The 22,333-nt window shown below is 69.5% G+C and carries 22 protein-coding genes; 10 read left to right on the top strand and 12 right to left on the bottom strand.

Annotation, left to right across the window (positions count from 1 at the left end; all coding sequences use genetic code 11):
- Positions 1-38 precede the first annotated feature (38 nt).
- Positions 39-590 (top strand): isochorismatase family protein, encoded by a 552-nt coding sequence (locus tag A176_RS19625; RefSeq protein ID WP_002639201.1) that lies wholly within the window; start codon positions 39-41, stop codon positions 588-590.
- A 6-nt stretch (positions 591-596) separates the two neighbouring features.
- Here A176_RS19625 and A176_RS19620 read toward each other — a convergent pair whose 3' ends face one another.
- The 6 genes from A176_RS19620 to A176_RS19595 all read right to left on the bottom strand — a co-directional run bounded on the left by A176_RS19620 (position 597) and on the right by A176_RS19595 (position 5,905).
- Positions 597-1,469: a metal ABC transporter permease gene (locus A176_RS19620; protein WP_002639200.1), complete on the bottom strand. Its 873-nt coding sequence runs from the start codon at positions 1,467-1,469 to the stop codon at positions 597-599.
- Positions 1,450-2,256, bottom strand: a complete 807-nt coding sequence (locus tag A176_RS19615; RefSeq protein WP_002639199.1) for a metal ABC transporter ATP-binding protein — start codon at positions 2,254-2,256, stop codon at positions 1,450-1,452. The genes A176_RS19620 and A176_RS19615 overlap by 20 nt, the downstream gene beginning before the upstream one ends.
- Complete coding sequence (locus A176_RS19610; RefSeq protein ID WP_002639198.1) at positions 2,243-3,100, bottom strand: hypothetical protein; 858 nt, start codon at positions 3,098-3,100, stop codon at positions 2,243-2,245. Before A176_RS19610 ends, A176_RS19615 begins: the two co-directional genes overlap by 14 nt.
- 3 nt (positions 3,101-3,103) lie before the next feature.
- Positions 3,104-4,033: a metal ABC transporter solute-binding protein, Zn/Mn family gene (locus A176_RS19605; RefSeq protein WP_044890111.1), complete on the bottom strand. Its 930-nt coding sequence runs from the start codon at positions 4,031-4,033 to the stop codon at positions 3,104-3,106.
- Positions 4,034-4,050: 17 nt separating this feature from the next.
- A complete protein-coding gene (locus A176_RS19600) occupies positions 4,051-5,403 on the bottom strand; it encodes a hypothetical protein (RefSeq protein WP_002639196.1) in 1,353 nt (450 codons plus the stop codon).
- Positions 5,404-5,479: 76 nt separating this feature from the next.
- On the bottom strand, positions 5,480-5,905 hold the full coding sequence (locus A176_RS19595) for a hypothetical protein (RefSeq protein WP_002639195.1): 426 nt from the start codon (positions 5,903-5,905) through the stop codon (positions 5,480-5,482).
- 158 nt (positions 5,906-6,063) lie between these two features.
- On the opposite strand from A176_RS19595, the gene A176_RS19590 reads away from it, so the two are divergent.
- The 6 genes from A176_RS19590 to A176_RS19565 all read left to right on the top strand — a co-directional run bounded on the left by A176_RS19590 (position 6,064) and on the right by A176_RS19565 (position 12,169).
- On the top strand, positions 6,064-6,372 hold the full coding sequence (locus A176_RS19590) for a Rieske (2Fe-2S) protein (protein WP_237076888.1): 309 nt from the start codon (positions 6,064-6,066) through the stop codon (positions 6,370-6,372).
- Positions 6,373-6,474: 102 nt separating this feature from the next.
- Positions 6,475-7,032, top strand: coding sequence for a GTP cyclohydrolase I (folE, locus tag A176_RS19585; RefSeq protein WP_002639193.1), 558 nt, complete (start codon positions 6,475-6,477; stop codon positions 7,030-7,032).
- Positions 7,029-8,459 carry an FAD-binding oxidoreductase gene (locus A176_RS19580; RefSeq protein WP_002639192.1) on the top strand — a complete coding sequence of 477 codons (1,431 nt, stop codon included), beginning with the start codon at positions 7,029-7,031 and terminating at the stop codon, positions 8,457-8,459. The genes folE and A176_RS19580 overlap by 4 nt, the downstream gene beginning before the upstream one ends.
- 199 nt (positions 8,460-8,658) lie before the next feature.
- Positions 8,659-9,411 (top strand): sigma-70 family RNA polymerase sigma factor, encoded by a 753-nt coding sequence (locus tag A176_RS19575; protein ID WP_002639191.1) that lies wholly within the window; start codon positions 8,659-8,661, stop codon positions 9,409-9,411.
- Positions 9,412-9,563: 152 nt separating this feature from the next.
- On the top strand, positions 9,564-10,304 hold the full coding sequence (locus A176_RS19570; protein ID WP_002639190.1) for a tetratricopeptide repeat protein: 741 nt from the start codon (positions 9,564-9,566) through the stop codon (positions 10,302-10,304).
- The gene (locus A176_RS19565; RefSeq protein ID WP_002639189.1) at positions 10,301-12,169 is read left to right on the top strand and encodes an AMP-dependent synthetase/ligase; all 1,869 of its coding nucleotides are present in this window, start codon (positions 10,301-10,303) and stop codon (positions 12,167-12,169) included. The genes A176_RS19570 and A176_RS19565 overlap by 4 nt, the downstream gene beginning before the upstream one ends.
- A gap of 90 nt (positions 12,170-12,259) precedes the next feature.
- On the opposite strand, the gene tatA is transcribed toward A176_RS19565, so the two are convergent.
- Together tatA and A176_RS19555 are read right to left on the bottom strand one after the other, a co-directional pair.
- Positions 12,260-12,505 (bottom strand): twin-arginine translocase TatA/TatE family subunit, encoded by a 246-nt coding sequence (gene tatA, locus A176_RS19560; protein WP_002639188.1) that lies wholly within the window; start codon positions 12,503-12,505, stop codon positions 12,260-12,262.
- Between the two features lie 75 nt (positions 12,506-12,580).
- Positions 12,581-13,564: a sensor histidine kinase gene (locus A176_RS19555; RefSeq protein ID WP_044890114.1), complete on the bottom strand. Its 984-nt coding sequence runs from the start codon at positions 13,562-13,564 to the stop codon at positions 12,581-12,583.
- Between the two features lie 196 nt (positions 13,565-13,760).
- Between A176_RS19555 and A176_RS19550 the strand changes: the two genes are divergently transcribed.
- From A176_RS19550 to A176_RS19540, 3 genes are all read left to right on the top strand, one after another.
- Positions 13,761-14,168 (top strand): response regulator, encoded by a 408-nt coding sequence (locus tag A176_RS19550; RefSeq protein WP_002639186.1) that lies wholly within the window; start codon positions 13,761-13,763, stop codon positions 14,166-14,168.
- A gap of 98 nt (positions 14,169-14,266) precedes the next feature.
- Positions 14,267-14,590, top strand: coding sequence for an SCP2 sterol-binding domain-containing protein (locus A176_RS19545; protein ID WP_002639185.1), 324 nt, complete (start codon positions 14,267-14,269; stop codon positions 14,588-14,590).
- A gap of 123 nt (positions 14,591-14,713) precedes the next feature.
- Entirely contained in the window at positions 14,714-15,886 is a 1,173-nt protein-coding gene (locus A176_RS19540; protein WP_002639184.1) for a CaiB/BaiF CoA transferase family protein, read from the top strand.
- On the opposite strand, the gene A176_RS19535 is transcribed toward A176_RS19540, so the two are convergent.
- The 4 genes from A176_RS19535 to A176_RS19520 form a co-directional block, all read right to left on the bottom strand.
- Positions 15,852-17,213 carry a hypothetical protein gene (locus A176_RS19535; RefSeq protein WP_226993927.1) on the bottom strand — a complete coding sequence of 454 codons (1,362 nt, stop codon included), beginning with the start codon at positions 17,211-17,213 and terminating at the stop codon, positions 15,852-15,854. The two genes, A176_RS19540 and A176_RS19535, sit on opposite strands and share 35 nt — an antisense overlap.
- A gap of 141 nt (positions 17,214-17,354) precedes the next feature.
- Positions 17,355-17,951 (bottom strand): MarR family winged helix-turn-helix transcriptional regulator, encoded by a 597-nt coding sequence (locus A176_RS19530; RefSeq protein ID WP_002639182.1) that lies wholly within the window; start codon positions 17,949-17,951, stop codon positions 17,355-17,357.
- Positions 17,951-21,091, bottom strand: a complete 3,141-nt coding sequence (locus tag A176_RS19525) for an efflux RND transporter permease subunit (RefSeq protein ID WP_002639181.1) — start codon at positions 21,089-21,091, stop codon at positions 17,951-17,953. Before A176_RS19525 ends, A176_RS19530 begins: the two co-directional genes overlap by 1 nt.
- A 35-nt stretch (positions 21,092-21,126) precedes the next feature.
- Entirely contained in the window at positions 21,127-22,245 is a 1,119-nt protein-coding gene (locus A176_RS19520; protein ID WP_044890115.1) for an efflux RND transporter periplasmic adaptor subunit, read from the bottom strand.
- Positions 22,246-22,333 lie beyond the last annotated feature (88 nt).

The following is a 22,333-nucleotide window of genomic DNA, read 5'->3' as shown; positions in this document are numbered from 1 at the left end:
CGCTTGACGTGCCCGCGCTGTTCGCGCGAGGAGGGGGCATGCCGACCTTCCGCCTCAAGCAGGACCAGGCCGCGTTGCTCATCGTGGACATCCAGGAGCGCCTGTGCGCCGCCATGGACCGGGACGCGCTGGACCGCATGCTCAGCCGCACCGGCGCCGCCATCGAGGGCGCGCGGGCGCTGGGGCTGCCCATCCTCCTCACCGAGCAGTACCCCCAGGGCCTGGGCCCCACGCACTCGCTCCTCCGCATGCGCGCGCTCAAGGACGTCAAGCCGGTGGAGAAGCTGGAGTTCAGCGCGGCGGTGCCGGACGTGCTGGCCGCGCTGGGCGGACGCACGCAGGTGCTGGTGGCGGGCATGGAGACGCACATCTGCGTCTTCCAGACGGTGCGCGACCTGGCCGAGCGGGGCTTGTCGCCCTTCCTCCTGGCGGACGCTGTCCTGTCGCGCAATTCGGAGGACCGGCAGGTGGGCCTCCAGCTCTGTCGCGACGCGGGGGCGCACGTCGCCACGGTGGAGGCCGCGCTGTTCGACGTGCTCGGGCGCGCGGGCACGCCCGAGTTCAAGCAGGTCTCCGCCGCGGTGCGCTGACGCCGCTCAGCGCGCCTTCTGCACGGCGTGCACGAGCATCCGGACGACGGTCGCCACGGCCACCATGGCCGCGGCGAACACCGTCTGCGAGCCGCCCACCGGGAAGTCGTAGAAGAAGGCGAAGAGGTAGCCGCCCACGCCGGCAATCGCGCCCATCACCGTGGCGACGAAGAAGGTCCACGGCAGCCGCAGCTCCAGCATCAGCGCGGCGATGGCGGACAGGGTGGAGAACGCGAACACCGGCAGCGCGCCCAGCGCGCGGGCGCACACGCCCACCATGACGCCGATGCTCACCATCAGCACGCCGTCCAGCAGCCGCACCGGCAGCCCCTGCACCAGCGCGCCCGTCCGGTCGAAGCTGGCGAAGGTGATGCCCCGGTACCACCAGAGCTGGATGAACATGACGGCCCCGCCGGCGATGGCCACCGTGTAGAGCTGCTCCGGCGTCACCAGTACCGCGGTGCCGAAGAGGATGCCCTGGATGTCGTGGGCCTCCTGGGCGATGCGGTCTCCCACGAGCACCGCCGCGCCGCCCGCCAGCGCGTACGCCAGGCCGAGCAGGCTCTCCTTCGTGAGGCGCAGCTTCGCGGGCTCCGTCATCAGGAGCAGCGTGGCCAGCAGCGCCAGCGCGGTGGCGCCAATCACCGGCTCCACGTGGGTGCCCAGGTGGATGGCCGCGTAGAAGGCCAGCGCCACGCCCAGGCCGGCGGATTGGGCCACCGCGGCGCTGACGAACACCATGCGCCGCAGCACCACGTAGACGCTCAGGAAGCCCAGCACGCCGCCCGCGATGAGCGCGCACAGCAGCGGGTCCCTGAACAGGTCGAACGCCAGGTGGAACTGCTCCCACTTGGACGGTTCAGCGAGCGTCGTTTCCACGATGAGGTCCCAGGGGCGCGCGTTGGCAGTACTCGTCGCCGTACTGGCGGCGGAAGGCGGGGTGACAGAAGACGGTGCGGGCATCGCCCACGACGAAGGCGGACGTCTCGCGGTCCACGAAGACGAGCACGTCGGCGTGCTCGGCGGCGACCTCCAGGTCGTGGCTCACCACCACCACGCCCAGGCCCCGCTCGCGGGACAGGGTGCACAAGCGCTGCATCGTCTCGCGCTCGGCCACCGCGTCCATGGCGGCGGTGGGCTCGTCCAGCAGCACCAGGTCCGCCTCGGTGGCCACCAGCCGGGCCAGCAGCGTGCGTTGCTTCTGGCCCTCCGACAGCTCGCGGTACGGCCTGGACGCGAAGGGCTTCGCGCCCGCCGTCTCCAGCGCGGTCTGCACCGCGTCCCGGTCCGTCTTCCGGGCGAAGGGCCACAGGAAGCTCCAGCCGCGCAGCCGGCCCCAGGCCGTCAGCTCATCCGCGCGCAGGGGCAACAGCCCGTCGATGGCGGACGTCTGCGGCACATAGGCGCTGCGCACCTGGGCGGACGCGCGGGAGATGGTGCCGGACACCGGCGGCAGCATGCCCAGCAGCGTCCGGAACCACGTGCTCTTGCCCGAGCCGTTGCGGCCCACCACCGCCACGAACTGCCCGCGGCGGATGGTCAGGTCGATGGGCGGCAGGATGGCGGTGCCGTCGTAGCCGATGACCAGCTTCTCGCACGTGAGCAGCGCGTCGCCCGGGCTGAACGAGGCGGGCACCGCGTGCGTCGTGGGCTCAGCGGTTTTCACGCCGGACCTCCGCTTGGGGTTCCAGTTCGGACAGGGACTCCAGGAGCGCCGTCCGGAACGTCGCGTGCTCCGGCGCGTCCAGGTCCACGACGCCATCCGGCCCCGGCGTCGTCGCGGCCCAGTCCAGCGCGTCGAACAGCGTGGGGGAAAGCGCGAGGCTCAGCGCCAGCTTCACGCGCGGCTTGTGCTCCCGGTCCGCGGGGATGGCCACGGTGCCGCGCAGCTCGAGCACCGGGCGGCCCGCCTCCCCGGTGCCCTCCGTCGTCAGCGTGAGTCGGAAGGGGCGCTCACCGGTGAAGCGCGGCGTGGCGCGGCCGTCGCGCACGGCGCCCTCCAGCCGGACCGATGACACGTCCCACTGATAGCGGCTGACGTTCGTCCGCGGCAGCTCACACGACGGCTCGCACTCCGGCGTCAGCGTCTGCTCCACGAGCAGGTCCAGGTCCGCGTCCACGTGCAGGCTGGCCACCGTGGACTCCGAAGCGCCGCCACCGCCATCCAGCTCCGCCTGGATGTCCTCGTAGTCCACCAGCGCGCCGTCATCGCGGTGGCAGTGGCCGTTGTGGCAGTTGCTGTAGCGGGGCGGCGGGTTGGCCGGGTCGAACGTGGTGGGGCCGCCGCCAGTGGCGCCGCCCACCAGGTCGATGTGCGTCACGCCCAGCGCGGCGCCGTCCAGGCGCACCTGGAAGTCGGAGGCCAGCCGCTGGAAGCCGTTGCCCGCGTCGCGCGAGGCCACGGGGGTGTAGTCCGCGCGCACGGTGGGCTCCAGCACCGCGAAGCTCTCGCCAGGCTCCAGCGCGCAGCCGGACAGCAGGAGCAGCGGCAGGAGGAGTCGGGTCCGCATGGCTCAGGTCCCCTTGCCGGCGAGGCCCTTCTCCAGGCGCTCGACCATTTCGTTGATGTGCTGGATGTACGTCTCGCCGGCCTTGAAGTCGGTGCCGCCGTGCAGGGTGACGAGCGGGGCGGGAATCTTCGAGGCCACCAGCCGCGCGGTGGTGTCCGGGTAGTAGCTCTCCATCAACAGCATGCGCGCCTTGCGCTGACGGCCCTGCGCCAGCACGCCCGCCACGTGCGACGGGTTGGGCGGGATGCCGGGCTTGGGCTCCAAGTACGCGATGGTCTCGAAGCCGAGCCAGTCGGACAGGTACGCGGTGGTCCGGTGGTAGGCGATGACGGGCTGGCCGCGCAGGGCCGTCAGCCGCTTCTCCCAGTCCGCGCGCGCCTTCTCCAAGTCGGTGGTGAAGGTGGCGAGGTTGGCGCGGTACGCCTCGGCGTTCGTCGGGTCCAACTGCGCCAGCCGTTCGGTGATGCCCTTCGCGACGGCCAGCGCCTGCCGCGGGTCATAGAGGAAGTGCGGGTTGCCGCCCGGGTGGACGTCGCCCTGGCCCCGGTCCACCTGCACGGTGGGGACCTCCAGCAGCCGGGCGAACTGCGAGGCCACCAGGTACCCCGGCGCGCCCACGAGAATCTTCGAGTTGCGCGCGCCCACCTGGAGCGTGGGCAGCCAGCCAATCTCCAGGTCCAGGCCCACGGCGATGAGCAGGTCGGCGCGGTTGAGCGCCAGGGCCAGGTTGGGCTTGGCGTCCACGAAGTGCGGGTCCTGGCTGGACAGGGCCAGGGCCTGCACCTGGACATGTTTGCCGCCAACCGCCTTGGTGAGCGCGGCCAGGTCCGGCAGCGTGGTGACGACGTTGAGGTCGGCGCGCGCGGGGGCGGCGACGAAGAGGGTGAGGGCGGCGCACACGGCCGCGAACAGTCGGGTAGGACGCATGGGCATGGCTCCTATGAAAGGGTTCAGAACGCGTGGGCGCCGTGGGCACCCGTGACCAGCTCGAGCGCGAGCATGAGCGAATAACCGGCTTCGTCCCGCCATCCGGCCCGGTCCCTGGCGGCCTGGAGGCGCAGCCGGGAGAACTCGGTGGGCCAGAAGGTGGCGTTGACGGAGACGCGGTTGCGACTCTCCGTCCACTCCGGATCCAACGGGTCGGCGATGCGCTCGCCGCCTTCACCTCGCGCCGCCGTTCCCAGCTCGTAGCGCAGCGCGGTGGCCCAGCGCGGCGAGAACCGCCACGCCGTCTGGGCGTAGAGGTTGAAGTCGGTGAGCACGTCTCCCGGCACCTGACGGCGGCGGTAGTAGGCCTCCGTCTGGAACGTGATGAGCGTGGTGTTGTACGCCTGCGTCACGGGCCGGTAGCGCAGGTAGATGTCCGTGCCGAACACGTCCGTGCGGTTGCGGTGGCCGGTGGGGTTGGGGCCGGTGGCGGTGGACAGGCCCCACATCAGCGACAGGTCGTCCGACAGCGGGAAGAACTGCTTCACCGCGCCGGTGGCCTGCAGGTCCAGCGGCGACTGCACCCGTTCGCTGGTGGCGCCCAGGAAGCTGCGCGCGGTGGCCTCGCCGGTGGCATCCGTGATGCTGCCCAGCACCTCCACGTACCAGGGCAGGGGCGCCAGCCAGGACACCTCCGTGCCCAGGCCGCGGTTGCCCTCGGCGCCGAAGATGCGGCCCACGGCGAAGGGCTGGTCCACGAAGTCCCACGAATGCGGGTGGGTGGGGTTGATGCGGCCGAAGCGCGTGAGGAACTGACCGGCGCGCACCTGGAGGTTGTAGGGCAGCGCCAGCGTGGTGCCGTACGCCTCCTCAATCTCCACGCCGAACTGGCTGAAGACGATGTTGCCGTCGAAGCGGAAGTAGGGGTCCACCACCGAGCCGATGGACAGCTCCAACTGCTGGAGGTTGAAGCCGTTGCGCGTCGGGTCGTGCGCGCCGGACTGCATCGGCTCCTTGTCGGTGAAGGCCGCCGCCGCCACGTCCAGGATGAAGCTCAGGTCGAGGAAGTTGGCGCCGGCGCCGTTGTTCACCCCGGGGATGGACAGCGCGCTGGTCGCTCCGGGCATACCGGAGGGCGCCGTGGCGGTGCCGGTGGGCGCACCCTGCTGAGCCGCCGCGGCGTCGCTGCCGAGCGCGTCCTCGATTTCCTTCAGCTCGGCGGGCGTGAGCGACGGAGGCGGCGCCTCTTGCGGTTGAACCGGCGCGTCCGCGGGGGGCGCGGCGGGCTCCTGGGCCAGGGCGCTGCTGCTCAGCAGCCAAGGCGTGAGTGATACGGCGATGACGGCGCCGCGGACGGCGCGCGAACGGGTGTCCACCTGGAATGCTCCTCGAACAGGGCGCCCGCGATGCGGCCACGCCCACCATGACCTGCCAGACCTCAGACGACGCGCTTCACGCGCGGGCTGGGGGCGAGGCCTTGGGAGCGGTGTCGAGGATGGAGAGCGGCGGGTGGACCCGGGGCGGGGCGGTGGCCGGACGGCTCACGGCCAGCAGCGTCAACACCAGCGACGGGCGGTAGGGCGTGAGCAGCTCCGGGCGGGAGCTGGTCGTTACCAGCGGGCACTCTTCGTGCGTGAGGGCCGCGGAGTCCGCCACCGCCTCCGGCAGGGCGGACACCTGCGGGCCCTGCTCGATGGCGATGCGCGCCAGGCGGGCCCCGGTGCCGAGCGCTGTCTCTTCGAACGTCTGGTGCTGCGGACAGAAGCGATGCGCGTGCTCGTCCCTCGCGTGCATCAGCGCGCTCAACGGCTGACACAGCCACAGCACGGCGAGCAGCGTCGCGGTGCAGCGGGCGAAGGTGTGGGCTCGCTGATTCATCGGAAGAGGGCGTCGGCCGGGTGCTCTAATGACGCGGCCCGGCCAGTGTCAAGGGACGGTATCACGCTCTGTTTCGTCCGGGTGGGGATGTGTCGCTCCCGCCGGCGCGTTGGGGTTTCTCGAAGATGAACGGACACTCGGACGGCGGATTCATTCCTGTGGCGACGCTGGACGCACTCGACGCACGGGGCCGCGCGGTGGTCCAGGTGGACGGGGTCGCGGTGGCCCTCTTCCGGGTGAACGGGGAACTCCACGCGGTGGCGGACGCCTGCCCTCACCGGGCGGGGCCCCTGTCCGAGGGCGACCTGGTGGGATACGTGGTGCACTGCCCGTTGCACACCTGGCCGTTCGACATCCGGACGGGGCTGTGTTCCCGACACCCCGGCGTGCGGGTCCCCACCTTCGAGGTGCGCGTGCAGGGACAGCACATCCTCGTGGCCGCATCGGGTAGCGTCCCGGCCCCCTGAATGCCGGCCCCTTCCAGGAGAGATGCCGCTGTGACCTCGTCCCGAGCCCGCCGCAAAGCCACCGCCGTTCCGGCTCCCGCCAGCGCCCCTGACACCGCGGCCATGGCGCGCGCGGTCGCGGACTTCCTGCGCGCCGCCGGCCTGTCCCTCCAGGACGTCCACCTGGCGGACACCCCCTCGCGCGTCGCCGAGGCCTGGACCTCCGAGTTCCTCGACGGTTACGGTCGCACCCCGGAAGCGGCGCTGGGCGAGACGTTCCCCGTGCCGCCGGGCTCCTCTGGTGAGCTGGTGGTGGTGACGGACCTGCGCTTCCACTCCATGTGTCCACACCACCTGCTGCCGCTCACGGGCCGCGCCCACGTGGCCTACGTACCGGGCAAGCGCGTGGTGGGCTTCGGCCGGCTGTCGGCGCTGGTGGACTGCTTCGCGCACCGGCTCATCCTCCAGGAGGACCTGGCGCGGGAGGTGGCTCGCTCCCTGGCCCAGGTGCTGGGCAGCCCCGCCACGGCGTGCATCATCGAAGCGGAGCAGGCGTGTCTGCGCCTGCGCGGGGACAAGCAGCGTGACGCCGTCACCCATGCGGAGGCCTATGAAGGCACCTTGCGGCGCGACGGGCCGCTGCGTCGTGAATTGTGGGCCCGGTTGGGGGCACGCCGATGAGCAGCGGCACGCCCGCGGAGTTTCCCCGGGTGGCGCCCGAGCAGGTGGCGCGGGTGTGCGAGGCGCTGGCCACCGTGTTGTCACCGGGTCAGGTGCGCCGCGACGAGTCCACGCTCGCCGCCTATTCGAAGGATGAGTCCGACAGCGGGGTGTACCCGCCGGATGTCGTCGTCTTCCCGGAGGACACCCGGCAGGTGTCCGAGGTCTTCAAGGCGTGCGCCGCGCACGGCGTGCCCTTCACCCCTTGTGGCGCGCGGAGCGGGAAGAGCGGCGGCTCGCTGACCTTGCAGGGCGGCGTGGCGGTGAGCCTGGAGCGGATGAACCGCATCCTCTCCATCTCCCCCGAGGACCTCACGGCCGTGGTGCAGCCCGGTGTCATCACTGGCGATTTGATGAAGGCGGTGGAGGCGGTGGGGCTCTTCTATCCACCGGATCCGAACTCCTGGGAGGTCTGCACGCTGGGCGGCAACGTGGCGGAGAACGCCGGCGGTCCTCGCGCGCTCAAGTACGGCGTCACCCGGGACTACGTCATCGGGTTGGAGTGGGTGCTGCCGGACGGCGAGGTCCTCCGGGTGGGTCGGCGCACCATCAAGGGCGTGGCGGGTTACGACCTGGTGGGCCTCTTCGTCGGTTCGGAGGGCACGCTGGGGGTCGCCACCGAAATCACGGTGCAGCTCATCCCGCTGCCCCGCGAGGTGCTCACGGCCCTGGTGGTGTTCCCGTCCGTCATGGACGCCGCGCGAGGTGTGTCCGCCGTGCTGGCCGCGGGCATCCTGCCCCGGTGCCTGGAGCTCATCGACGATGTGGCCCTTCGCGCCGTGGATGGCCGCGGCTTTCAGTTCCCCCCAGGCGCGGGCTCGGCCGTCATCGTGGAGGTCGACGGCAACGGACGTGACGGCCTGTTATCGGAGATGTCTCAGCTCAGTGACATCTGCACCCGCCAGGGCGCCACCGAGACGCTGGTGGCCCAGGATGCCTCCCAGCGCGAGAAGCTGTGGGCCGCGCGCCGGGTGATTTCCCCAGCCCTCCGGGCCCTCAAGCCTCGCAAGATTTCCGAGGACATTGTCGTCCCGCGCTCGCGCATCCCCGAGGTCATCGAGCGACTGAAGGCCATGGGGAGTGAGCTGGGCCTCACGGTGGCCACATATGGCCATGCGGGTGACGGCAACCTGCACGCGAACATCCTGTACGACGGTCCCCATCAACGGCCGCTCGTGGACGAAGCCCTGCGACGCATGTTGGTGCTGACCGTGGAGCTGGGCGGAACGATCACAGGCGAGCACGGTGTGGGCCACGCGAAGCGGGAATATCTGCCGTTGGAGCAGGCGCCCGCGCTCATCGACTTGCAGCGTCGGCTCAAGGCCTTCTTCGACCCATCAGGGCTGCTCAATCCCGCGAAAATGTTCCCGGCTCCCAAGCGTTCTTGATGCGTGGCCGACGCGGCTCTTTTTTCGTCCCGGCGTCGAGCGGCTTACCGTCCAAGTCTTGAGACGGACTGGGAATGCCGCGCGAAATGATCATTCGGGGCTGGAATGAGAAACCCTTTCGCTCGTTGCGCGTCTTAGTTCCAGGTGGACGCGAGGCGGCAGGGGAGCGCGTCCGGCATCGAACGGAGGACGGGAAATCATGGCCAATTCGACGAGGTACGCAGCGGAAGGCCTGTCGCACTACCTTCGGAACCTGGGCGGGCACCAGCAGTTGACGCGTGAGCAGGAGTACGAGCTCGCACGCCGCGCCCGCAAGGGTGACGAGTCCGCGCGGCAGACGCTTGCCAGCTCCAATCTGGCCTTCGTTGTCGCCGTGGCGAAGAAGTTCGCCAATCGCGGTTCGCGTCTGGATGACCTCATCCAGGAAGGCAACGTCGGTCTCATGAAGGCGATCGAGCACTTCGACCCCAAGAAGAACGTGCGCTTCGCCACCTACGCGGTGTGGTGGATTCGCGCCTACATCACCCGGTATCTGAAGGACAACCGCAGCCAGGTGCGCGGCGGCGAGGCGGAGCGCGGCAGCATGGTGGACTTCTCGTTGGACGCCAGCATCGACGAGGACGGCGAGACGACCTTCCTCGACAGGCTGGAGGACAACGGCCCTTCGCCTCAGCAGGTGTTCCTGTCGCACGAACAGGACACCGAGATTCAGGAGGCGCTCGCCAAGGTGCGCAAGCGCATTGGTGACCTGGGCTGGGACATCCTCACGGAGCGGTTGACCCAGGACAAGCCGCTAACGCTGGAAGAGCTGGGCCAGCGCTGGGGCGTGTCGCGCGAGCGCGTGCGTCAGGTGGAGCTGAAGACGAAGAACTTCCTGGAGCGCTACCTCTCCGCGTTCAACGAGAACGAGGAGTTCGTGGACCTGGGCGAGCACGCGGCCGACGCCGCGTGAGGGCCCCCAACAGCCTCCCCACCTGGGAGGGCGCCTTGTCGAGGCGGGACGGTACGGGTTAACCCGCACTGCTCCCGCCTCGTGTCGTTTGGTGGATGTTTGAGGTCCGTTGGTTTGCTAGCGGGCAATTGCGCGTGCTAAGCCCCGCGCTTATGCGCCTGATTTCATTTGCTTTGTGCCTGCTCCTGAGCCTGCCTGCCTGGGGGGCTGAAGCCTCCCTGCTGTCCGAGCTTGACGCGCTGTACGCGAAGCGGGGCGACGCGGGTGGGGAGAAGGCCTACGAGGGCGCGCTGAAGACGGCGCTGGACGCCGCCCCCGAGGACTACGAGCTGGTGTGGCGCAAGGCGCGCATCCTCCAGTGGCAGGCGGACGGCGCGGCCAGCGACAAGCTCAAGAAGGTGCTGGGCCGCCAGACGTGGGACTGGGGCGAGAAGGCCGTGAAGCTCGCGCCCGCCCGGGTGGAGGGCCACTACTACGCGGCCACCGGCATCGGTGCGTACTCCCAGGCCGTGGGCATCATGAAGGCGCTGGGCGAGGGGCTCGAGGGCAAGTTCAACGAGCGGCTCGACAAGGCCCTCCAGATTGACGCGAACTACGACCGGGGCGCGCCGCTGCTGGCCAAGGGCCGCTACTACTACGAGCTGCCGTGGCCCAAGCGGGATCTGGCCAAGTCCGCCAGCCTCTACGAGAAGGCCATCGCGAAGCACCCGGAGATGCTGCGCGCCTACTACTTCCTCGCGGAGACGCAGCTTCGGGACGGCAAGGCCGCCAAGGCGCGGGACACCCTTCAGAAGGTGAAGCAAGGCAGCGTCGCGTATGACCCCGCGGAGGGGCGGCGCGTACAGGAGTGGTCCAAGAAGGTCGAAGCCGACATCGAGAAGGAGCTCAGATGAGGGCAGAGAATCAGGTAGCGGCTCCCGCTACCCCGGGGGGACTTCAGGACGGGACGCTCGTACAACTGCTCATCCAGCGCGCGAAGAACGCGTCAACGGTGGGGGCGTCACACAAGAAGGACGGCCGCTGGCAGGACGTCACCTTCGCCCAGTTCCTGGAAGACGTGAAGGCGATGTCCGCGGCGCTGGTGGCGCAAGGGGTGAAGCCCGGAGACCGGGTGGCCATCTTCGCCAACACCAGCCTCCAGTGGCTCATCTGTGACCTCGCCATTGGCGCGGCGCAGGCCATCACCGTCCCCATCTACGCGTCCAACACGCCGGATGAATGCCGGTACATCCTCAACCACTCCGAGACGTCGCTCGTCTTCATCGACAACGACGAGAAGGACGTCCGCCAGCCCGGCCGCCTCACGCGCATCCGGCAGAAGCTGGCCGAGTGTCCCTCCGTCGCGAAGCTGGTCCTCTTCGAGGGCCCGGCGGCGGGTGGCAACGAGCTGGCGCTGTCGGACTTCGTGGCCCAGGGCCGCACCGAGCACGCCGCGCGCCCGGACGACTTCGATGCGCGCGTGAACGCCGTGTCCATGGATGACACCGCCGCGCTCATCTACACGTCCGGCACCACGGGCGACCCCAAGGGCGTCATCCTCACCCACCGCAACTGGGCCTTCGAGGCCAAGGCCGCCCAGTCCGTGGGGATGATGGCGCCGGGTGACTCGGTGATGCTCTTCCTGCCGCTGGCGCACGTCTTCGCCCAGGTGGTGAAGGCGTCCTGGCTGAGCATGGGCTACCGGCTCATCATCGCCGAGTCGGTGGAGAAGCTGCTGGCCAACCTGGTGGAGACGCGGCCCACGGTCCTGCCGTCCGTGCCGCGCGTCTTCGAGAAGGTCTACAACAACGTGGTGGCCAACGGCTCCTCGGCGCCGGGCCTCAAGGGCCGGCTCTTCCGCTGGGCCTTCAAGCTCTTCGACGAGTACGTGGAGGCCCGCAGCCAGGGCCGCGAGTACAGCTCGCTGGGCTTCGCGCTGGCCAAGAAGCTGGTGTTCGCCAAGGTGCGCGCGGCCATCAGCGAGAAGCTGGGCGGCAACATGCGCCTGTTCATCTCCGGCGGCGCGCCGCTGTCGCCGAAGATTGGCTACTTCTTCGACCTGCTGGGCCTCAAGGTGCTGGAGGGGTACGGCCTGACGGAGACGTCCGCCGGCTCCACCGTCAACCGCGAGCACAAGATCAAGATCGGCACCGTGGGCGCGCCCATGCCCGGCCTGGACGTCCAGATTGCCTCCGACGGCGAAATCCTCATCCGCGGGCCCTCCGTGATGAAGGGGTACTACAAGAACCCCGAGGCCACGGCGGAGGCCATCGACGCGGACGGCTGGTTCCACACGGGCGACATCGGTGAGTTGGACTCGGACAACTACCTGCGCATCACCGACCGCAAGAAGGACATCATCGTCACCGCGGGCGGGAAGAACGTGGCGCCGCAGAACCTGGAGAACTCGCTCAAGACGCACCCCATCATCAGCCAGGCGGTGGTGACAGGGGACAAGCGGCCGTACCTGGTGGTGCTCATCACCGTGTCGGACGAGGCCGCGCGCAAGCTCCTCCAGGAGAAGGGCGCGCCCGTGGGCACCTACGCGGAGAACTCCCGGCGTCCGGAGGTCCACGCGGCCGTGAAGGCGGCGGTGGATCAGGTCAACACGCAGCAGCCGCCGTACTCCACGCTCAAGCGCTTCGCGGTGCTGGAGGCCGACTTCAGCCAGGAGACGGAGGAGCTGACGCCCAAGCTCAGCGTGAAGCGGAAGGTCTGCAGCCAGAAGTACAAGGCGCAGCTCGACCGGATGTACGAAGGCACCACCGTCGTCGACTGACGGGCAAATGCGAACGCCCGGCCTCCCCGGATGAACGGGGCGGCACGGGCGTCTCGCACTTCAGGTCAGGGGCGGGGTGCCCCGGGTGCTTCAGACGTGGCTGCTGGGCGTCTGGCTCTTCGACACGTTGTTGTCCACGCCCGTGGCGCTGGACAGCGAGCCCGAGGACTTCTTGTCCCCGGGGGCGGCCGCATCTTCACCCTCGCCGCCGAAGCCACGCTTGAAGTTGCGGATCGCGCTTCCCAGCGAAGAGCCGAGCTGCGGCAGGCGCGACGCTCCGAACAGGAGCAGCAGCACGCCCATGATCAGCAGGATTTCCATTCCCTTCAAACCCATTACCCGGCTCCTTCGTGAAGACGCGAGGAGCATACCGATGGGCGCCGCCGACCGCCAGCAAGACCGGCGGACGACTCAAGCCTGCATGCTCGCTGGGGAACCGAGCTCCGCCGCGGGGGCCTCCGGGAGCGTCAGGTACAGGGTGCTGCCCTCCCGGTCCGTCTCCACACCCACGCTGCCAGCGTGGGCCTCCACCTCCTGGCGTGCCAGGTAGACGCGCAGGGGGTCCTCCAGCTTCTTCTCCCGGAAGGCGCGCTCCTCGCGCTGGAACACGGCCGAGGCGTCCTCGTCCGTCAGCGGCGCTCCGTCCCGGCGGACTTCCACGCGGACCCGGGGCGGGTACGCGCGGATGCGCAGGCGGATGACCTCGCCCGGCTGGGCACGCGCGAGCTGGTACTGGATGAAGGACTCCACCGCGTGCTGGATGCGGGCCCCGTCCACGACGATGTCGGGCGTCGCGTCCCCGGGCCCCAGGTCCAGGACGAGCGTCACCTGGGCGGCCTTCGCCGCGGCGCTCTGCTTCTCCACCGCCGCGTCCAGGATGGGGAGCAGGGACTGGCGCTCCAGCTCGCAGGGCAGGGCGCCCAGGTCCGCCCGGCTGGCGTCGAAGAAGTCCTGGGAGAAGGAGAGCGAGCGGTCCGCGTTGCGGAGGATGGTCTCCAGGCCACGTTGGACCTTCGGCTCCAGGGGCACCCGGCCGTTGAGCAGCAGGGCCGCGTAGGAGCGCACGTTCGCCAGCGAGCCGCGCAGGTCATGCGAGGCCATGGACAGGTACTTCACACGGCGGCGGACTCCGGCCTCGTCCCAGCTCAGGGGCGCGGTCCACAGCAGCCGGCCGCCGTCCTCCAGGCGCTCCTCGCCGGCCATCAGCACCTGGCCGTCCCGGCTCCAGAGGCTGCCGCTGCCCGGGCGCCGCTGGAAGCCCGCGGACTCGAGCAGCTCCGTCACCGAGGCCACGCGGGCAGGTACTTCTTCCAGGCCCAACTGCTCCAACAGGGAGCGTCCGAGCAGGCGCGGAGGGCCCTGTCGCGGGAGCAGCAGCAGCCCTGGTGCCGCCATATCCCCTGTCGTCAGCTCCCCCGGGCTCGCCACGTTCCTCGCCTCCAGTCCATCAGGTCACGGAAAGGGTGGGCAGTGACTGTCGGTTTTGCAACGTGGGCCCATGTCTGGCGGCGTGGGCGCATTTTCTTGCGCGGCCGTGTGGGAGGATGGTTGAAGAATCTCCGCGTCGCACCCTCGGGAGACTGCTCTGACCTTGCACAATGCACAGCATGCGGGTGCCCCCGTTGTCCTCGTCGTCGATGACGACCCGGACATCCTGGAGGCCCTTTCAGAGATTCTGGAAGCCGAAGGCTTCGAAATCCGCCGCGCGCGGAACGGGAAGGAGGCGTTGGACCGGCTCGAGCCTGAACCACCCAACCTCATCCTGCTCGACCTGATGATGCCCGTCATGGACGGCTGGGAGTTCGCGCAGCGGATGCGGCAGAAGCCGCCCGAGGTGGCGCGCGTCCCGCTCATCGTCCTCAGCGCCGACCGCAACGTGGGCAGCAAGGCCGCGGACATCGGCGCGGTGGGCCACCTGGCGAAGCCCTTCGAACTGAATGACTTGTTGGACATGGTGCGCCGGGCGCTGAATCCCGCGGCCGCGTCCACCAGCGCCTGACAGATGCCGCATCCGTGGCTTGACCTGCCAAGGGGGCGCCATTACGGTCCCCCCGTCTTTGATTTTCAAATCAACGATCAGGCGACAAGGAGTGGGGCATGAACGCGAAGGACATCATCGAGAACCAGATTCCGGAGTCCCTCAAGGCGAAGCCGGAGCTGGCGAAGGAGATCAACGCGGTCATCGTGTTTGACGTCTCCGGTGAGGGCGGCGGGAAGTGGACGCTGGACACCACCAAGACGGAGGGCTGGGTGACCGAGGGCGCCACCGACGGTGCCAAGATGACCATCAGCGTGAGCAACGACGACTTCGTGAAGATCCGCGAGAAGAAGCTCAACGCGCAGATGGCGGCCATGCAGGGCAAGCTGAAGTTCAAGCCCATGGACATGGGCCTCGCGATGAAGCTCGCGAAGCTGCTTTGATTCCGACCTGGCCCTGGTGAGCGGCAGCGCTCCCGAGGCCTGAGTCGTCCGCGGCGCGTCTCCTTCCAGGGGCCGCGCCGCTGTCGTTTCCACACCCCGGAGTCTCTTCCTCGAGGAGTGCCCATGTCGTCGCTTCCGCTCGCTGGCCTGCGTGTGTTGGATTTGTCGCGCCTGTTGCCCGGTCCCTACGCCACGCTGGTGCTGGCCGACCTGGGCGCCACCGTGGACAAGTTGGAGGAGCCGGAGGGCGGCGACTACGTCCGGCAGATGCCCCCGCTGCGGGACGACGTCAGCGGCCTGTTCTACGGCCTCAACCGGAACAAGCGCTCGCTGACGCTGAACCTGAAGCAGCCCGAGGGCCGCGAGGCGCTGAAGCGGCTGGTGCGCCACTACGACGTGGTGGTGGAGAGCTTCCGGCCCGGCGTGTTGGACAAGCTGGGCGTGGGGGATGCCGTGCTGCGCGCGGAGAACCCCCGGCTCATCGTGTGCGCCATCTCCGGTTATGGGCAGACGGGCCCGGACCGGCTGAAGGCGGGGCACGACTTGAACTACGTGGCCCGCGCGGGGCTGCTGGGCTACGGCGGCGAGCCCGGCGGGGCGCCCGGTTTCCCCGGCGTGCAGATGGGGGACATTGGCGGCGGAAGTCTCTTCGCGCTGGTGGGCATCCTCGCGGCGCTGCACGAACGTGAGCGCACGGGGCAGGGGCGCTTCGTGGACGTGTCGATGACGGACGGCGCGCTGGCCTTCCTGCACATGCACCTGGCGTCGCGGCTCTACATGGGCGCGGAGGGGACGCCGTTGCAGCGCGGGACGGAGGCGCTCAACGGGGGCTACGCGTGTTACGGCCTGTACCGCACAGCGGATGACCGGTGGCTCGCGGTGGGCGCGCTGGAGCCGAAGTTCTTCTCGGGCGTGTGCGAGCGGCTGGGGCGCCCGGGGTTGATGGAGGACGCCTATGCCCCGGGCGAGGCGGGAGCGCGCGTGAAGGCGGAGCTGACGCGCCTGTTCGCCGAGCACCCGCTGGCGTACTGGCAGGAGCGCTTCGCGGGCTCGGATTTGTGCATCGAGGCGGTGGCGGAGGGGGACGACGTGCTCCAGGACGCGCAGCTCAAGTCCCGGGGCCTGTTCGTCGAGGCGGAGGACGCGACGCTGGGTCGCAAGGTGACGCACCTGCTCACGCCGCTGCGCATGGGGGAGACGCCGCTGCGTGCTCCGCCCGCGTTGGGACAGCACTCGCGGGAGATTCTGGAGGAGGCGGGCTTCACCGCCGAGGAGCGGGCGCGCTTGGGGCACTGAGCGGCGGCGCGCGCCACAGGGCCTCGCCGTGCGCCGCGTGGCAGGTGTCGCCCACGAGGTCCAGCGCGAGCTGGGGCTGCTGGGCCGCGATGGCCGGCAGGCCGTCGAAGGCGCCCGCCGCGTTCAGCCTGCGCACGGTGGTCTCCAGTGCTGTGCGCGCGCGCTCCACGGTCCGCTGCTGTGCCGGGGTGGGCCGCCAACCCGTGTCGTCGCGGTAGCGGCCGAGCGTCTCCAGCAGGTGGCCCTGGAACTTCAGCATCTGCACCAGCAGAGGGAGACGGTACGCCGCGGGCATGGAGGCGAGCGCCGCCTCGTACTGACGCCCCTCCGAGTCCAGCCGGTACAGGAGCACGTCCACCTGCGTGTCGAGCCGTTCGCGCCACGCCTTTCGGACACGGGCGTGCCGGGCCCAGCCGGCCACGGCCTGGAAGTAGTGAAGGCCGCCGCAGGGGTGGGCGTAGATGCCTTGCTTGCGCTTGGGGACCTCGGGCCGCCCCGCGCGCATCCCTTCCGCGAGTTCCGCCTGCGCCGCTTCGAGCGTGGCGAGTGCCTCCCGCATCACCGCGTCAACGTGGACCCGAGTGCCGGTGCCATCGAGGAAGGTATCGCCGGGCTTGTGCGCCAGGGACAGGGCATCCAAGGCCCACGCGCCTTCTGGGCTGGCCGCGAGGGCAGGGCGGTGGTCACGTTGCACCTGCGCGACGAGGTCCCGCACCGTGACCGGTCCCCAGGACGCCTTGAACTGGTGCGACAGGCGGTAGCCCGAGCGCAGCAGCGTCTTCACCTGCAAGGCGGGATGGGGCTCCACCGGTGTGCCATCGGCGGTTCTCGGCTCGAAGAAGAGCCGCTCGGGCGTCCGGCGTAGGAATCCCGCGATGACCGTGTCCGCGGCGGGTTGGCCATCCCGCGTTCGGAAGGCGCGCCCGTCGAGCACCATGCCATGCGCCAGGGCCCAGGGGTTCTCGGGCGCGGCTGCCCACTGTCGACATCGCAGGGACAGCAGTGCCAAGACGTCGCCCCGCCGCGCCTGACTGTCACCTTGCACGTCGACGGCACGCTCGGCCTGCGCCGTTGCGGGGGCGGCGCGCTCGGCCTGCGCCGCTGCGGGGGCGACGCGCTCGGTCTGCTCCGTTACTGGGGCGGCGCGCTCTGCCTGCGCCGTGGCGGGCAACGAGACGTCGCCCCTCCGCGCCCGACTGTCGCTTTGCATGTCACCGGGACGCACGGCCTGCACCATCACGGGGGCCACGCACTCCGCCTGCGTCGTGGCGGGCAACGCGGGGGCGCCCAGGCTCAGGGCGAGTCCAATTGGGAGCAGGGGCGTCATCGGCATGCGTGGCGGACGCGAGCGTCGCAGCCCCAGGCGGTTCCTGCACCTGCCGCGAGCTCAATCCCGTGCCCCCCAAACGACAACGCGCGCGGGCCCGAATCCGGACCCGCGCGCGTGCGTGAAAACATCAGCCCAACGTCAGCTCGCCTGCGAGTTGCCCTCGTCCGACTGTGCCTCGGCCGTGAGCTTCGCCAGCATCCGCTCCAGGATGCCGAACACGGCGTCCCGGTCCTCGGGCGTCATCAAATCCAGCACCCGGCGGAGGCTCTCGTCGAGCCCCCGGTCGATGCGGGCGAAGACGCTGTCGCCCTGCTCGGTGAGGCGCACGACGACGGCGCGTCGGTCCTCCACGTCACGGGTCCGCTCCACCAGCCCCATGCTCTCCAGCCGGTCGACGACCCCGGTGATGGTCTTCCGGGTGATGCCGACGCGCAGCGCCAGCACCCCCACCTGCACCGGACCGTCGTTGCCCAGCCACGACAACGCATGCATCTGCGTGGGCGTGAGCTGGAGGTCCTCGCAGATGCCCGCCAGCGGGTTCTTCAGCGAGCGGTAGCGGCTGAACTCAATCATCAATTCGTGGAGGCGCCGCGACTCGGGCGTGGAGGCGCCGACCTCGACCACCGGACCGTGACTCTCCTCGGAGCCACCGTCCTCGTGGAGGTCCTGTCCCTCCTCGCCCGGGTCGCCTCGCCGGTTCGCGAGGACGGCCGGTTTGTCATCCGGCCTGCGCATCAAGCCGTCTCCACCCGGGCCGCGGCGGCCACGGAAGGCGAGTCCTCGCCGTGCTTCGGACCCACGGAGTGCGGCGTGCCATGGGACGCGCCCGGGCCCTTGCGGCGCTTCATCTTCTCGATGAGCTGATCCATCAGCGAGTACACCACAGGCACCACGCCCAGCGTGAGGAACGTGGACGTCACCAGACCGCCGATGATGGTGATGGCCATGGGCGCGCGCGTCTCCGCGCCGTCACCCTTGGCGACCGCCACCGGAATCATGCCGGCGATCATCGCGATGGTCGTCATGAGGATGGGGCGCAGACGGACAGGAGCCGCGTGGAGCAGCGCCTCGGTGGCCGTCTTGCCTTCTTCACGAAGCTGCAGCGTGAAGTCCACCAGGAGGATGCCGTTCTTCACCACCAGACCCATGAGCATGATGATGCCGATGAGGGCGAACATCGACATGGCCTGACCGGTGATGAGCAGACCGCCAATCGCGCCGATGAGGGCGAAGGGCAGCGACATCATGATGGTGAAGGGGTGGATGAGGCTTTCGAACTGCGCCGCCAGAATCATGTAGATGAGGATGATGCCCAGCAGCAGGGCGGAGCCGAACGCCGCGACCGACTTGCCCATCTCCTTCGCGTTACCCTCGAAGTCGTAGATGATCGTCTTGGGCAGCTCCTTCTCCGCGTACGCGTTGAGGAAGTTCATGCCGTCGCTCAGCGCGTAGCCGGACGCCAGGTTCGCCAGCAGGGTGATCTGCCGCTTCTGGGACTCGCGGTCGATCTGCACCGGGCCGTCGGCCGGCGTAATCGTCGCGATGTTGCGCAGCTCCACCAGTTGGCCCGTCGTGCTGCGCACCGTCAGCTTGCCCAGCGCGTCGGCGGAGGCCAGCGTCTGCGGCGGCAGCGCCACCTTGATTTCGTACGTCTCGCCACCCTCGCGGTAGTCGCCGAACTTGTCCTTGCCCAGGAAGGCACGCAGCGTGGAGCCCAGCGAGGCCGCCGGCACGCCCAGGGCGGCCGCGCGCTCGCGGTCCACCTTGACGTCGTACTGCGGCTTGCCCGAGCGGAACGTCATGTCCACGTCCACCAGGCCCGGATTCTTTCGCATCTCGGCCTGGACCTTGTCGGCGGCCTTGACCACCTCGTCCCAGTTGTCGCCGCGCAGGTTGAACTGGATCTGCTGCGTGCGGGCGCCGCCGCCGCCAATGGCCGCGACGTCCTGCACCGTGACGGTGACGCCGCTGCGGGGCGTGATGGCGCCACGCAGGTACGTCTTCAGCTCGCCCTGGTTGAAGCCACGGTCCTTCAGCGGAATCAGGTTGATGAGCAGCTCACCCTTGTGGACCTCCTCCTGCACGCCGCCACCGGCGGTGGCGAAGGTGGAGTCGATGCCGGGCAGGGCGCGGACCTGCGCGTCCAGCGCGTCCAGCTCCGCCTGGGTCTCCTGCAGCGTCGAGCCGATGGGCAGCTCCACCGCCAGCTTGATGTTGCTGTTGTCCTGCTCGGGGATGAACGTGAACTTCAGGAACCCGGCCATGAAGAAGGTGAGGAAGAGCACCGCCACGGCGACGACCAGGGTGATGGCCCGGTGCCGCAGGATGCTGGCCAGGATGTTGCGGTAGCCCGTCTCCGTGGCGACCAGGACCTTCTCCACCATGGCGGACACGCCCGTGGGAGATCCGTGGTGGCTCAGCATGCGCGACGACAGCATGGGCGTGAGCGTCATGGAGACCGCGTAGGAGATGAGCACCGCCACGGCCACTGTGACGCCGAATTGGTAGAAGAACATGCCCATCGTGCCGTCCATGAAGGCCACGGGGATGAACACGGCGACGATGGCGAGCGTCACGGCGAACACGGCGAGGGCAATCTGCCCGGTGCCGACGAGCGCCGCCTCCATGGGCGTCTTTCCCTCTTCCAGGTGCCGGACGATGTTCTCGATGACCACGATGGCGTCGTCGATGAGCAGACCGATGGACAGCGTCAGCGCCAGCATCGTCACGACGTTGAACGTGAAGTTCAGGGCCGCCATGACGGCGAAGGTGCCGACGACGGACACCGGCAGCGCGATGGCCGCCACCAGCGTGGAGTTCAGGTTGCGCAGGAACACCAGCACGATGAGCACGGCGAGGAAGCCACCGAGCACCAGGTCGAACTGCACCGCGGCGATGGACGAGCGGATGAACCGCGAGTTGTCCGTCACCATCTCCGTGCGCACGCCCTCGGGCAGCAGGCTGTTCACCTCGCCCAGGGACTCCTTGATGGCCTCGGCCACCTGCACCGTGTTGGAGCCGGACTGCTTGCGCACCACCAGCGCCACGGCGCTGCGGTCACCGCTCTTGGCGCTGGAGCGCGCCTCCTCCGGGCCGTCCACCACGTCCGCCACGTCGCGCACGCGCACCGGCGCGCCGTTGGGGCTGGCGATGATGATGTTGCGCAGCTCGTCCACGCTCTTGACCTCGGAGGTGAGGCGCACCACGCGCTCACGGCCGCTGTCCATGGTGCGGCCACCCGGGACGTCCAGGTTCTGCGCCCGCACCGACTGGCTCACGTCGCTGACGGCCAGTCCGAAGCCGCGCAGCCGCTCCGGGTCCACGATGATCTGGATTTCACGCTCGCGGCCACCGACCACGTCGATGCTGCCCACGCCCGGGTTGCGCTGCAGCGCCGGCTTCACCACGTCCTCGGCGACGCGCGTCATCTCCTCGATGGGGAGCGCGCCGGACAGCGACAGCGTCATGATGGGCGCCGCGCCGATGTCGAACTTCTCCACCACCGGCGTCTCGATTTCCGTCGGCAGCTTGCTCAGCGTGGCCTGGACACGGTCACGCACGTCCTGGGACGCCACGTCCACCTTGGTGTCCAGGGTGAAGCGCACGACGATCTGCGACACGCTCTCCAGGTTGATGGAGCGAAGCTGCTCCACGCCGTTGAGGGTGTTGAGCGCCTCCTCCAACGGATCACTGACGTTCTTCTCCATCGACTCCGGGTCCGCGCCGGGCAGCACCGTGGTGACGGTGACGACGGGGAACTCGACGTCGGGGAACTGATCCACGCCGATGCGTGGGTAGGCGTTCACGCCGAAAACGACCAGCGCCAGCATCAACATCGCGGTGAAGACGGGGCGCGAAATGAATGTCTTGAGCATTCAGGACTCCAAAGCTTGAAAGGGGAGGGCAGGCGTCACTGCACTACGCGGACGGCCGTGCCCTCCTTCACGTCCAGGGAGGAATCGGCGAGCACGCGCTCGTCGGCGGCCAGTCCCTGGAGGATGCGGACGTAACCCGGCAGCACTCGCTCGACGCGCACATCCCGCTTGCGCACCGTGCCGTCCTGCACCACCCACACGAAACCCTCCTGACCCCGGGCGCTGACGGCCTGGGTGGGGAGGAAGAGGCCCTTGTCGTCGGCGTCGCTCAGGTTGGAGAAGTCCAGCTCCACCAGCGCGCCGGGCCGCAGCGCGGAGGAAGGCTCACCCACCACGTCCGCCAGCACCTCCACGGTGCGGTTGGTGGTGTCCACCACCGCGCCCACCACCGCCACCTGCACGTCGAAGCGAGCGCCGCTGGGGCTCACGGTGCCGTGCGTCTTGCCGCCCACGCGGATCTTGTCCACCACGGACTCGGGGACCTGGGCGCGGACCTCCAGCCCCGTGGTGTCCACCAGGGTGAAGATGGGCGTGGAGGGCGTCATCGCCACCGAGTCACCGATGTTCTTCGTGCGGGACGTGATGACGCCGTCGAAGGGGGCGATGATGGAGTGGTCGCGCAGCATCTCCTCCGCCAGCCGCAGCCCGGCGGCGGCCTGCGCGGCCTGCGCGGCGGCCTGCTTCTGGCCAATCACGGCCTGATCCAGGCCCGCGGCGGCCACGCCACCGGACTCCGCCACCTTGCGGGTGCGCTCCAGGGAGGACGTGGCCAGCTCCAGGGCCGCGTCCGCCGCCTGCTTCACCGCGCGCGCCTGCTCCACGCTGATGACCACGTTGGAGGCGTCCAGCGCCGCCAGGACCTGGCCCTTCTTCACCTTGTCGCCCACCCGGACGTTCATCTTGGCCAGGGTGCCGGTGGTCAGGGGCCCGAGGACCGCCTCGTGCTTGGAGCGGATCTGCCCCGTCACGCGGGTGACGTCGGCGCTCAGCTCCGTGGCCGGAGTGATCGCACGCACGCCCATCGCCGTGGCCCCCGTCTGCTCGGGAAGGGCCGGCTTGTTGCTGGCCTTGCCACAGCCCGTCGTCACCACCGCTGCCATTGCCGCGGCCATCCACATGCGTCGAATCACGGTCGTCCTGCTCCTGCCGGTCATGGGGCACCTGTCCCCTGGGAGACATTTCCGAACCGGCTTCTACATGGAAAGTCTGCGCTCCAGAAACTACAGTCTCTGAACTGTCTGT

Origin of the sequence: Myxococcus hansupus (assembly GCF_000280925.3) — a bacterium.
Taxonomy (GTDB): Bacteria; Myxococcota; Myxococcia; order Myxococcales; family Myxococcaceae; genus Myxococcus; species Myxococcus hansupus.
This window is presented reverse-complemented; position numbering and strand designations above follow the sequence as displayed.